General features: G+C 43.5%; 6 protein-coding genes and 1 other RNA gene. 5 read left to right on the top strand and 2 right to left on the bottom strand.

Translation table 11 applies throughout. The features are described 5' to 3' along the window. The first annotated feature begins 132 nt into the window (after positions 1–132). The gene (locus M9H69_RS08255; RefSeq protein WP_250315360.1) at positions 133–8382 is read left to right on the top strand and encodes an SIALI-17 repeat-containing surface protein; all 8250 of its coding nucleotides are present in this window, start codon (positions 133–135) and stop codon (positions 8380–8382) included. 167 nt (positions 8383–8549) lie between these two features. Here M9H69_RS08255 and pbp1a read toward each other — a convergent pair whose 3' ends face one another. Both pbp1a and recU read right to left on the bottom strand, forming a co-directional pair. Next, positions 8550–10724, bottom strand: coding sequence for a penicillin-binding protein PBP1A (pbp1a, locus tag M9H69_RS08250; protein ID WP_250315359.1), 2175 nt, complete (start codon positions 10722–10724; stop codon positions 8550–8552). Further along, on the bottom strand, positions 10721–11317 hold the full coding sequence (gene recU, locus M9H69_RS08245; RefSeq protein ID WP_250315358.1) for a Holliday junction resolvase RecU: 597 nt from the start codon (positions 11315–11317) through the stop codon (positions 10721–10723). Before recU ends, pbp1a begins: the two co-directional genes overlap by 4 nt. Positions 11318–11383: 66 nt before the next feature. Between recU and M9H69_RS08240 the strand changes: the two genes are divergently transcribed. The 4 genes from M9H69_RS08240 to M9H69_RS08225 all read left to right on the top strand — a co-directional run bounded on the left by M9H69_RS08240 (position 11384) and on the right by M9H69_RS08225 (position 13961). Next, positions 11384–11911, top strand: a complete 528-nt coding sequence (locus tag M9H69_RS08240) for an SLOG family protein (RefSeq protein WP_250315357.1) — start codon at positions 11384–11386, stop codon at positions 11909–11911. Between the two features lie 69 nt (positions 11912–11980). Continuing rightward, the gene (gpsB, locus tag M9H69_RS08235) at positions 11981–12310 is read left to right on the top strand and encodes a cell division regulator GpsB (RefSeq protein ID WP_125391499.1); all 330 of its coding nucleotides are present in this window, start codon (positions 11981–11983) and stop codon (positions 12308–12310) included. Between the two features lie 28 nt (positions 12311–12338). Beyond that, positions 12339–12720, top strand: an RNA gene (rnpB, locus tag M9H69_RS08230) — RNase P RNA component class B. 83 nt (positions 12721–12803) lie between these two features. After that, on the top strand, positions 12804–13961 hold the full coding sequence (locus M9H69_RS08225; RefSeq protein WP_250315356.1) for a THUMP domain-containing class I SAM-dependent RNA methyltransferase: 1158 nt from the start codon (positions 12804–12806) through the stop codon (positions 13959–13961).

The following is a 13961-nucleotide window of genomic DNA, read 5'->3' as shown; positions in this document are numbered from 1 at the left end:
GATTTCAACAGTTCAAAGCAACTCGAATCAAAAAAAACAAACAGCCGGAGAGGACCTCTAGGTTCTCTCCTTTTTTCAAAGGAGAAATGATACCGCTTACTCATGTATGCGGATGAAAGGAATAGGAGAAAGATGGATAGACATTTTTTTGAGAAACGCTGTCACTATAGTATAAGAAAATTTGCAATCGGTGCAGCCTCCGTTATGATTGGTGCTAGTATCTTTGGCGCCAATATGGTTCAGGCGGCAGAAACAGCAGCGCCTTCAGAAACAGAGGGAAGCATTACCCATGTTCAAGCACTGGATAAGTTACCCGATGATTTATCCGATGTGCTTAAAAAGGCGGATGCAGAAGCTGCAACAGAAGCAAGTCGTGAGGAGACTCCAGCGACTGACGAAGGAAGCAATCCTACATCAAATGAAGAGGCAAAACCAGATATAAGTCCTGCAAGTCCCAAGCCTGCAGAAACGCCGAAACCGGTTGAAACACCAAAGGCAGACAATAAACCAGCTGAAACTGCTACGCCAGCAGCAAAACCAGCTGAAAAGCAAATTGAAGATAGAGAAGATGTCAACCATCTCGAAGGTGCTACTGCCCAGGCAAGCAACCATGAGACTGGAACCAACTTTACTGCAGATAAGGCTATTGATGGAGATGACAATACCCGTTGGGCTACGGACAAAGATGTACCAAAACCAACTTTTGAACTAACTCTGCCAAAGACTACCTTGATCAAACATGTAGAAATTGACTGGGATCGTCGTCTTCGTAATGGGCAAAATGACCCCAATATCAAATCTTGGAGTCTCTATTACGCAGGCCAAGAAGATGTGGGCGCTAATGGAGAAAAGCAATGGAAACTCGCTCATACTAAAACTGGAGATCCTGTTTTAGATGAGAAAGTAGATCTAGCTGAAAGTATCAAAGCTAAGTACCTCAAATTGGAGGTCAATGATTACCAAGCGGGAACAATGAACTGGAGAAACGTTGGAATCCAAGAAATTCGAGCTTATTCTAACGTTCCGGACCATAGTAAGGTAACGGATATCCGCCAAGTAACCGAACTAACAGTAGCAGAAGATGGACAGTCTCTTGTCTTACCAACTTTACCAGGGAAAGTTAGCCTTATCGGTAGCAACAAGCAAGGTGTGATTGACCTTCAAAATCACATCTATAAGCCTTTGACAGATCAACGCGTCAAGGTCATGGTGCAGCAAATCAGAGACAGTCATACCTTTACCAAAGAGTTTGAAGTAGTCATCAAGGGGCTACATCAGGACGAAGGTGTGGGCGTGAAGCCAAAAGTAGCACCAGCTGTTCAACAATGGTATGGGAAAGAAGGCCAATCTTCTATCACTTCAGATACAGTCCTTGCGACGGGCGATTCTGGCTTTGATCAGGCTGCAACCTTCTATCAGTCAGACCTTGCCAGCCGTGGATTGGAACTAGCAACAGGTGACAAGCAAGCTCAAAAACGAATCGAATTTAAAAAGGTTGAAAACAAGGGTTACGGTAAGGAAGGCTACGGCATCACTATCCAAAATGATGTGATTACCATCGAAGCTGCCACAAACACAGGAGCCTTCTACGCCACTCGGACCCTTCTTCAAATGGGAGAAAGTAACCTCCAAAATGGCGAAATTCGTGATTTCCCAAGTTTCAGCCACCGTGGCTTTATGCTAGATACAGGTCGTAAATTTATCCCTTACGACACTCTTGTAGACATCATGCTCAACATGGCCTACTACAAGATGAACGACTTGCAGTTGCACCTCAACGATAACTATATCTTCCTAAAGGAACACTTGGCAGGTAAGAATTTAAGTCCAGAAGAACAACTCAAGTATGTCCTTGAACATGCCAAGACTGGTTTCCGTGTGGAGACAGACATTGTCGGTAAGAATGGTCAAAAATTGACATCAGATGAGCATTATACCAAGGAAGAAATGCAAAATCTGATTAAACTTGCCAAGGCCTTGCATATCAATCTAGTGCCAGAAATTGACACACCAGGTCACGCCTTGTCCTTTGTCAAAGTCCGCCCAGACCTCATGTATCAAGGTAGTTTGAGTGATTATGCTGGCAAACACAATGTTGAACGTGTTGCCATGCTAGACCTAGATAATAAATATGATGAAACGCTAGCTTTTGTCAAATCAGTTTATGATAAACTCCTCGATGGTCCAGATGCACCGCTTCATGGCGTGTCCACTGTTCATATCGGAACGGATGAATACTATGGCAGCAGAGAAAGTTATCGTCGCTATGTCAATGACCTTATCAAATACATTAAAGGAAAAGGTTATACCCCTCGTATCTGGGGCTCGCTCAGTGCGAAACGAGGTAAAACAGCGGTTGATTGGAACGGAGTAGAAGTTGATATCTGGAGTATTGGATGGCAACGACCAAATGAAGCCATTGCTCAGGGAGCTAAGATTATCAACATCACAGATGTGCCGACTTATAGTGTCCCAAGTGGAAGCAATAGTCAAGCAGCCTACGGGGACTATGCAAACTACGAACGCCAGTACAACAGCTGGACACCAAATGATTTTAGAACAGGTGGAGGTCCACTTCTACCAGCTTCTCATCCAAGTATCCTTGGTGGTGGTCACGCAGTTTGGAATGATAATATCGACCTTCATGAGACCGGTTTGACCTCTTATGATATCTTTAAACGCTTCTTCAAGAGCATGCAAACCACTGCAGAACGCACTTGGGGATCTGACCGTGCAGCTGCGACCTTTGCAGAACGCACCCTACCAACGAGTCCTTATGCGCCACAGTCAAATCCTGATAAAGAGATTGATCAAAGCGACTTGTTTACCATCAATTCTGAAACAGTCAAGAACTATGCAAGTAAGAAAGTGAAGACAAGTGAGCAGGGATTGGCTTTTGAGAAAGATAGCAGTATCGAAGGCTTGGCTGGTGATGTTGGTCCAAGTCATGTCTTGAAGTTTGATGTAACTGTCACTGGAGACGGGGAACAAACCTTCTCAACAAGTGGGGACAATCGTATCTATCTAGCTGATAAAGACGGCTACCTTGCTTACCAGTTTGAACAGTTCCATATCCAATTTAATAAAAAACTTGAAAAGAACAAACGTTATCAAATCTCCATCGTGACTAAACCACAGTCAACCGAAGTCTATGTGGATGGTGAAAAGATTGAGCGTATTGCAAATCCAGCCCACCCTCGCTTTGCCCACAATAGCTTGGTTCTACCGCTTGAAAGCATCGGTGGTTTCAAAGGAATCTTGCATAGTGCAGAGTTGTCAGATAAACCATTTGTAAATCCTCGCTTGATTTCAAATGATAAGATTACTGCAACCGCAAGCAGTCAGCAACTTCCAGGAAACGCGACTGAAGGCGCTGTTGAAAAGGCCTTTGACAATGATTCAAATACCTTCTGGCATACTAAATGGACTGGTGACACTGCGCCATACACCCTTACTATGACCTTGAAAGAAGCAGAAAAAGTCAATGGTTTGACCTATCTCCCACGCCCAGGTGGTGGAAATGGTGTCGTGACGCGCTACGAAATCTACGCACAAAAAGATGGCCAAATGGTCAAGGTTTCAGAAGGAAACTGGGACAACAACGCCCAAGAAAAAACAGTCAACTTTGCGGCGGTGCATACCAACAAGATTGAGTTGAAAGTATTGGAAGGCGTTGGTGGCTTTGCAAGTGCAGCTGAAGTTCATCTATTGAAACCTGTTAAAGAAGAGCAAGAAACGCCTGTACCAAGTCAACCAGAAAAACCAACTACACCAGAAAAACCAAAAGTAGAGCAAACAGGCGATGGAACAGTTGAATTGGCAGATCAATTCACTGCAAGTAAACCAGCTAGCGAAGACAGCATTGCAGCTGCCAGCAAGAGCGCAGACTATCTTAAGAAAGAGTACAAGGTCTTCCCAACGCCACAAAAAGTGACTTATGGCGAAGGTGTCACAGCTCTTCGCAAGCAAGTCAATCTGGTCATGGGCGATCAACTTGATATTTATACTCGCAATCGCTTGAAGAGTGTCTTGCAGGACAATCAAGTATCTTATACAACTGGTAAGGCAGCAATCGCTGGCGCAACCAATATCTATCTTGGAGTGCATGGACAAGGTTCACAAGCAGAGCAAAACTTGTCTAAGGTTTCAGCAGGTCTCTTTGACAAGATCGACGCCTATGTCTTGAGCATCAAGGATAATTCGATTTCCATCGTCGGAAAAGACACAGATGCAGTCTTCTATGGTTTAACAACCTTGAAACACATGCTCAAGGAAAGCCAAGTACCAGTCCTTCGCAATGTGACAGTAGAAGATTACGCAGAGCTCAAGAACCGTGGTTTCATCGAAGGTTACTATGGAAATCCATGGTCGAATGCCGATCGTGCAGAGCTCATGCGTTTTGGTGGCGATTTGAAATTGAACCAATACTTCTTTGCACCAAAAGATGATCCATACCACAACAAGAAATGGCGTGAACTCTATCCAGAAGAAAAACTAGCTGAAATCCGTGAACTTGCTCGTGTCGGAAATCAAAGTAAAACACGCTATGTCTGGACTATCCATCCATTCATGAACAACCGCATCCGCTTTGGCAATGAAGCGCATTACCAAGAAGATTTGGCAACCATCAAGGCCAAATTTACCCAGCTGATGAAAGTGGGTGTCCGCGAATTTGGCATCCTTGCAGATGATGCTCCAAGCCCTGTCGGAGGCTACAATAGCTACAACCGCTTGATGCAAGATATGACCAAGTGGTTGACTGAAATGCAGGGAACCTACAGCGGTCTTCGCAAAGAAATGATCTTTGTTCCTGGCCAGTATTGGGGTAATGGACGTGAGGATGAGTTGAAATCCCTCAATGAAAATCTCCCAAGTTCAACATCCATGACCTTGACGGGTGGTAAGATTTGGGGCGAAGTCTCTGAAAACTTCCTTTCAACTCTCAAAAACAATCTAACTGCAGGTGGCAAGACCTATCGCCCAGTTTCACTTTGGATTAACTGGCCTGTAACAGATAACTCTAAACAACACTTGATTCTAGGTGGTGGTGAGAAATTCCTTCATCCAAATGTGGATCCAAGCTTGCTATCTGGTATCATGTTGAACCCAATGCAACAGTCTGAGCCATCTAAGATTGCCCTCTTTTCAGGAGCTCAATACTCATGGAAACAGTGGAAATCAGAAGAAGAAGCTAAGAAAATCAATGACATTGCCTTCAACTTTGTTGAAAATGGTCATTTTGAAGATAGCAAGGTATCAGCAGCCTTCCGCGAACTTGGTAAACATATGATCAACCAAAACATGGATGGCCGTGTCGTTAAATTAGAAGAATCTGTAGACTTAGCTCCAAAATTGACAGACTTCATGACCAAGCTCAAAGCAGGTCAGGATGTGACTGCTGAACGTGCAGCCTTGCGAGCTGAATTTGCCAAAATTAAAGAAGCAGCCGAACTTTACAAAGCATCAGGCGATAAAAAAATGGTCGCTCAAATCCACTATTGGTTGGATAATGCAATCGACCAAATGAATGCCCTCGATGCCTTCCTTACAGGAACAGAAGCCATGGCTACAAACGATGCTGCTAAGCTTTGGGACAGCTATTATAAAGGCTTGAAGTTCTACGAACAGTCTCAAACTCATACCTTCCATTATGTAGACCATATGGAAAAGGCTGAATTGGGTGTTCAACACATTCGTCCATTTATCCTATCCCTGAAAGAAGTTCTAGCTTCTGAAGTTCAAAAAGTCTTGCACCCAGATCAAATCATCAGCACCTTTATTACTAATCGAACAGGTGTAGAAGGTGGTTTGGCAGAAGTAACGGATGGTGACTTGGCAACCCATGCGATTATTAAATCACCAAATAGCATCAAGACAGGTGATTATATTGGTATGAAGTTCAACAAGCCAATAGCAATCCAAACCTTGACCTTTGCTATGGGAACGCAGGCTAATCCACGTGATACCTTTAGTAAGGCAGAAGTGCAGTATCAAGATGAAAATGACAACTGGGTAACCTTGAAAGAGCCAAGCTATGTCGGAAATGAATCCCTTCTTAAGTTTGAAAATCTTAATATCAAGGCTAAAGCAGTTCGTATGATTGCGACAGAAGACCGAGGGAACACTTGGTTTGCAGTTCAGGAAATTGCAGTTAATCGTCCAGTTGAAAAAGCTCGTAGCCAACAAGCAACGACAGTTAGTCTGAGCCCAAACTTAGTCTACAAACTAAATACCTCAGCCCGTCAAATCACTGATGGCAAGGACAATACAGAAGCCATGATGGCAAACGCTGATGGTAGCAATACCACTCCAGTAGATGCCTGGGCACAACTTGACCTCGGTGAAGTCAAGTCAGTCACTAAAGTTCGCCTTCGTCAAGGAACAGGTGATAAACTTGCTGCAGGTGTGCTTGAGTATTCTACAGATGGAACTGCATGGCAAGAGTTGGATCGCCTATCAGGTGAGCAAACCAAGGAAGTGACTAGAGCTATCAATGCTCGTTATATCCGAGTACGCAATACTAAGGCACTCGACCTTTGGTGGCGTATCCAAGACTTCTCTGTTGAGACACGCTCTGGAAACAGTGAGTTAACGGACACAAACGTCGATGCCTTGAAGGAAACGCCGGTAGTGGATAGCTTGGGACATTATGAGCTTCAAATTCCAGCTGGAACCAAACTCCCTGCCCATAGCTATCTAGGTATGAAACTTGACCGTATCCATCAGGTCAAGAGCATCCAGCTCCAAGGTCAAGCCAACCCAGCTCTTAGCCTAGAGTATTCAGCAAATGCGCAAGAATGGACGCCAGCTAGCCAGTTGACTGATAGATCTGTAGCAAGCCACTTGGTACGTTATGTGCGTCTAGTCAACAAAACAGATCAGGAACAAGCTGTTACAGCTACTTCTCTCCTTGTGACGACTAAAGAAGTGCAACCAACCAAACTAGAATCTACAACTATGGGCATTCATCCAACATACGGAAGCAATGATGTTCGTAAACTGAACAACCTAGATCAATTATTTGATGGTGTTTATAACAACTTCGTTGAGTTTTCAGACTATGCTCGTAAAGATGGCCATGTGACCTTGAAACTTGGCAGCGAACGAACTATCAAGAAGATTAGAGCTTACATCCAAGACGGAACTCAAAACTATCTTCGTGATGGTAAGATTCAAGTCAGCCAAGACGGTAAAACTTGGACTGATGTCGTTACAGTAGGAGATGGTGTGGCCAATAGCCAACACGATGATTCATTGACAGATGGTTGGACACATGATTCTAAGATGCCAGGAAATCGCTACATCGAGGGTGAATTGACGACTCCAGTCAAAGCCAACTATCTCCGTGTCCTCTATACAGCGGATTATGATGCCCGTTTTGTAGGATTTACAGAATTGGTCATCAACGACGGTGAATTTGTCAAACCGATTAATGATCCAACAGTAGAAGGAAACGGTGGAGAAAGCCAAGGCAACCTTTATAATAATCTTGTAGACGGCAAAGTCTTGACCAGCTACAAGTCTGAAAAAGACAAGGGCGAATTGGTGTATCACTTGTCTGAACCAACCAAAGCTAACCATCTTCGTCTCGTTTCCAGTCTTCCTGAAGGAGCGAAAGCACGTATTCTTGCTAGAACACTCAAGGATGGTCAAGACAGCTGGACAGACCTCGGTGCCATTACATCTAGTCTCCAAACTTTTGCTATCCGAAATGGTGGCTCTCTTCTAGACGTCAAATTAGTCTGGGAAGGCGGCAAGGCTGAGTTTTATGAATTGGCGAGCTTCTATCAAGAATTAACAGAAGAATCGGTTCAATCAAGCAAGGGTGAAGAGCAACCACCAGTTCTGGAGGTTCCTGAATTCACAGGTGGTGTCAATGCGGTTGAAGCGGCAGTGCATGAGGTACCAGAATACACAGGCCCACTTGGAACAGTAGGAGATCAGCCAGCACCGACAGTTGAGCAACCAGAGTTTACAGGTGGTGTGAACGCGGTAGAAGCAGCAGTACATGAAGTACCAGAGTACACAGGTTCACTTAGTACAGTAGGAGATCAGCCAGCACCGACAGTTGAGCAACCAGAGTTTACAGGTGGTGTGAACGCGGTAGAAGCAGCAGTACATGAAGTACCAGAGTACACAGGACCATTATCGACAGTAGGCGATCAAGCCGCTCCAACTGTAGAGAAACCTGAGTTTAAACTTAGCTCTTTAGCTTCCGATCAAGGTAAGACGCCAGATTATAAGCAAGAAATAGCTAGACCAGAAACAGCTGAACAAATCTTGCCAGCAACTGGTGAGAGTCAATCTGATTCGGCCCTCTTCCTAGCAGGTGTTAGCCTAGCCCTATCCGCTCTCTTTGTAGCAAAAACAAAGAAAGACTAGTATTCAACAAAACCTCTTAACAAGATTACAAAATCAGTTTCTCATCTTTTCCAATGAGGTTTATAGTACGCAGAAAGCCTGAGAAGATTTCTTCTCAGGCTTTTGCTAATCATATAAATACGATACTGCTATGAAAAAATCACCCAGAATACTCTGGGTGATAAATGTTATGGTTGTGCTGGTTGCGGATTCTGGTTTTGTTGGCCAGGAGTTGTATTTGATTGTTGCGTATTATTGTTAGGATTGGTAGTCGTACTATTATTTGTGCTTGTATTTGTGCTTGGAGTAGTTGAGCTTGACTGAGAAGTCGAGCTCTCAGATGTTGAGCTAGAACTTTCAGGTGTTGGGGCTTGCTGTGGAGCAGGTGTAGTCCATGTAGAACGAGCACCATTTTTAAAGACAAATTCTCCACCTCTGTAGAGTCCTTCTGGCATAGTCCAGTCACCAGGATGATCATCTTCAGATAGATAAGTCATCATCGAACGGTAAACCTTAGCAGCAACATAGAAGCCATCACCAACGATAGGAGTAAGGCGGTTCGAGTAACCAGTCCAAACGGCCATTGAATATTTACGAGTATAACCAACGAACATTTCGTCCGGAGCTACATAACCCGTATTTTTAATGTAGTTTTCAATCTCATCATCTGTATAGTTTGACGTACCAGTTTTACCAGCTTGTGGTAGCCAAGGGAGGTAGGCTCCTCGACCAGTTCCGTATGCCAAAACGGTTTTCATCATATCTGTCATCATATAGGCTGTCGTTTCTTTCATAGCACGTGTACCAGAATCAGAGAATTCTTTTGAACTGCCATCACTAAAGACAATCTTATTGATATACATAGGTTTGCGGTAGATACCGCCATTGGCAAAAGCAGCATAAGCCGCAGCCATCTTCTCGCTGCTTGCTCCATACTTTTTGTCAGATTCGGTTGTATTACTTGAAATAGCATTAGCATAGTGTATGCTTGGGTAGTCAATACCGAGTCCATTTAGAAACGTCTTGGCACGATCAAGTCCTACTTTCTCTAGCGTTTCTACAGCCGGCACATTCCGTGATTGCTGGAGAGCATACTGGAGTGTTATGTTTCCAAAGTAACTCTTATCCCAGTTATAGACAGGGGTAGAGGTTCCAGGATAGTTGTAAGGAACATCATGTACAATCGAAGCAGTTGAGTCGTAGATGTCATACTCCAAGGCAGGAGCATAGTCTGTGATTGGCTTCATGGTAGAACCCCAGTCACGGTTGGTCTCAACAGCTTGGTTGATTCCGAAGGAAACATTGCTTGATTGGTGACGAGAACCTAACTGAGCAATGACTTTCCCGTTTGTGACATCAACGATAGTAGAGGCTACCTGTAACTCATCATCTGGATAGTTGACATACTCGTCCGTATTGTAAATATCCCAGAGACGTTGTTGAACCTTAGAATCAACGTTTGTGTAGACTTCCATACCCGTAGTTAAAAGGTTATAACCTGTTTCCTGTTCAACTTGGTCAATCACCTCTTTGAGGTAATTATCCATGTATGGAGGATAACTGTTAGCTGATTTTAGGCTTTGAAGTCCATCTGTAATCGGAGTATTAATCGCTTTTTCATATTGTTCGGCTGTAATGTAACCTTGCCCCTTCATCTCAGAGAGGACGAGATTACGGCGTTCTTGGGCGGCTTCCGGATGCGAGTATGGATCATACTGGTTTGGAGCCTGAGGCATTCCGGCAAGGAGGGCCAATTGAGGGATACTCAAATCTTTGAGGTCTTTGCCATAGTAACTTTGAGAAGCCGTTTGCATTCCGTAGTTCCCGTTTGACATGTAAACCTTGTTGATGTAGTAGGTCAAGATCTCTTGTTTAGTCGCTTTTTGTTCTAGCTGGACGGCGAGCCATGCTTCCTGAGCCTTACGAGAAAGGGTTTGGTCAGAAGTTGACGTAGAGAAATAGGTTAACTTGATCAACTGCTGCGTCAAAGTTGAAGCTCCTTGAAGGCCTCCGCCACCACGAAGATTTCGTAGGGTAGCACCTAGGATACGGATAGTATCGATTCCTCGGTGATTAAAGAAGCGATGGTCTTCAATCGAAACAATAGCGTTGACCAAATCGGTCGGTATTTCGTTTGCTTGTGCATTGACCCGACGTTCTGATCCAAGATCAGCGATGAGTTCATCGTTATTGTCATAAATTTTACTAGACGTTGTAGCGACTAGTTTACTTTCAGATAGGGCTGGAGTCTTGCTAACATAGTAGAGAAAGAGACCTCCGCCCAGCATAATAGCTGCGATAAATACAGTTAAGAAGCAGATACTGATATATTTAGCTATTCGCAGGATAGTTTGTTTGTTCATCTTGTTTTACCACCTAGTAAATGTTCTTTGATAATATCGAGATAGGGAATCTGGGGAAAGGCACCCAGCTCAATCCTATATCCATTTTCTCGAATATATCCAAGTGGCATTGACTTTTGTCCCTTATCTTGATGATAGAAACGAATCAGGTCAACAGCCGGTAATAAGTAGGTTTCTTGCTGAGAAGAAAAGTGAAGGAGTACAAAGCAGATTCCTTGCTGGGCAAGGACTTGTTCCATATGCTGGATCTGATGAAGATGAAAATTCTTCATCGGAATCGCATGTTTTTGCCTGGTTTCCTTTGCTTCAAAGTCGATGTAGTATCCCTCATAAACCCCTGAATAGTCTGTGGTTGAAGCTTGTCTAAAGTAGGCTTCAACGATCTTGGCTCGACTTCGTTGGGGATAGTCGACACGTACGATTTGGATGGGAGTCGGTTTCTTGTGAATCACTGCCATCCCATGCGACAAGTAATAATCGTTCGTAGCGTTGATCATCTTTTCAAAAGACATTCCCCGATTTGCGAAATTTTTAGTTTGTGAAAGGGGCGCTTGTCTCTTCGGAGATGAAATTTTATGTGGATAGTTGACCATAATTCTCCTTATTGGTACAATAACATCACTCTATTATATCATAAATTTACAAAGAAAGGGTTAAAAATGACATCAGCCTTGATTTTAGGCTATTCAGCCTTCGACCTTGGTCTCTTTAATGACAAGGATATTCGCGTTGATATTATCAAAACAGCTATTCGGAGAGACCTGGAACGTCTAGCAGAGGATGGGGTGAACTGGCTTGTCTTTACTGGGGCTCTGGGTTTTGAGTACTGGGTACTTCAGGTGGCGAAAGACATGAAAATAGACTATGGATTTCAGCTGGCGACCATTTTTGATTTTGAAACCCATGGCAGTAACTGGAATGAAGCCAATCAAGTGAAGTTGAGCGAATTCAAGCAAGTTGATTTTGTCAAATATGCCTATTCACAGTATGAACACAAGGGACAACTACGTGATTATCAGAAATTTTTACTAGAGAACACAGATATTTGCTATCTTTTTTATGATGAAGAAAACAAAACTAAGTTACAATATTTTTACCAAATGATGAAAAATCAAGCGGACTATGTTACAAGGCAATTAACATTTGATGAGTTAAATGAACTAGCAGAAAATTTTTCTGAAAAGTAACCCTTTGACCTTGATTTTTACTTGTCTTTTTTTATATAATAATACTAGTAACCCAGAATGGAGAGAGACATGGCAAGTATTATATTTTCAGCAAAAGATATTTTTGAACAAGAGTTTGGACGTGAAGTACGTGGATACAGTAAAGCAGAGGTGGATGAATTCCTCGATGATGTGATTAAGGATTATGAGACTTATGCGGCTTTGGTCAAATCTCTTCGTCAAGAGATAGCGGATTTGAAGGATGAATTGTCTCGTAAACCACAGTCAGTTCCCACTCAGCCTGATTCTATCGAAGTTACCGCTTCTACCTCGATGACAAACTTTGATATCTTGAAACGATTGAATCGACTTGAAAAAGAAGTGTTTGGTAAACAAATTTTAGACAATGAAGATGTATAATTGAGTGTCTATCAAGTGCATAAATGCAATTTTTGGATAATCGCGTGAAGAGATTCTCTTTTCATGAGGAAAGTCCATGCTAGCACAGGCTGTGATGCCTGTAGTGTTTGTGCTAGGCGAAACCATAAGCCTAGGGACGAGAGATCGTTACGGCAGTCGAAATGGCTAAGTCTTCGGATAAGTCAGATTAGGCTTGAAAGTGCCACAGTGACGGAGTCTCTCTGGAAACAGAGAGAGTGGAACGCGGTAAACCCCTCAAGCTAGCAACCCAAATTTTGGTCGGGGCATGGAGTGCACGGAAACGAACGTAGTACTCTGACTGCTAGCAGAGTTATGCTGTTAGCGGTAGACAGATGATTATCGAAGGAAGTGGTCCTAGTCACTTCTGGAACAAAACATGGCTTATAGAAAATTGCATATAGGTTGGGGCTGAGAAATCTTTCTCAACCTCATTTTTTAAAGTGAACAAGAGAAAGGTCTTGCAAGACTAGAAATGAAAGAACAATTTAATTTAATCGCAACTGCTGCAGCGGGTCTTGAGGCTGTCGTTGGACGTGAGGTGCGAGAATTAGGCTATGATTGCCAGGTTGAAAACGGCCGTGTTCGTTTCCACGGTGATGTGCGGGCAATCATTAAGACCAATCTTTGGCTTCGTGCAGCGGATCGCATCAAGATTGTAGTTGGAAGCTTCCCTGCAAAGACCTTTGAAGAGCTCTTTCAAGGAGTTTTTGCTCTAGATTGGGAAAACTATCTCCCACTTGGGGCGCGTTTCCCGATTTCAAAGGCCAAATGTGTTAAGTCTAAACTTCATAACGAGCCCAGTGTTCAGGCTATTTCTAAGAAAGCTGTTGTGAAGAAATTACAAAAACACTATGCCCGCCCAGAAGGAGTTCCTTTGATGGAAACTGGTCCTGAGTTTAAGATTGAGGTATCTATCCTGAAAGATGTGGCAACTGTCATGATTGACACGACAGGTTCTAGCCTTTTTAAACGTGGTTATCGTACGGAAAAGGGTGGAGCGCCTATCAAAGAAAACATGGCAGCAGCCATTTTACAACTCTCAAACTGGTATCCAGACAAGCCCTTGATTGATCCGACCTGTGGTTCAGGAACCTTCTGTATCGAGGCGGCTATGATAGCTAAGAAGATGGCCCCTGGTCTTCGCCGTTCCTTTGCTTTTGAAGAATGGAACTGGGTCAGCGATCGGTTAATTCAAGAAGTGCGTACGGATGCTGCCAAGAAAATTGACCGTGAACTGGAACTGGATATCATGGGCTGTGATATAGACGCTCGTATGGTTGAAATTGCCAAGGCAAATGCTCAAGCAGCAGGTGTGGCAGGTGATATCACCTTTAAACAAATGCGGGTACAAGACTTGCGCTCGGACAAGGTAAATGGTGTCATCATCTCCAATCCTCCATATGGTGAGCGTTTGTCTGATGATGCAGGAGTTACCAAGCTCTATGCTGAGATGGGACAGGTGTTTGCGCCACTGAAAACCTGGAGTAAATTTATCCTGACCAGTGATGAAGCATTTGAAAGTAAGTACGGAAGCCCAGCTGATAAAAAACGAAAACTGTATAACGGGACCTTAAAAGTGGATTTGTATCAGTACTTTGGTCAGCGTGTGAAACGCCAAGAGGTAAAATAG

It is taken from the genome of Streptococcus oralis (assembly GCF_023611505.1).
Lineage (GTDB): Bacteria > Bacillota > Bacilli > Lactobacillales > Streptococcaceae > Streptococcus > Streptococcus oralis_CT.
Note: the sequence above shows the minus strand (reverse complement) of the source record. Positions and strands in the feature narration are given on the sequence as shown.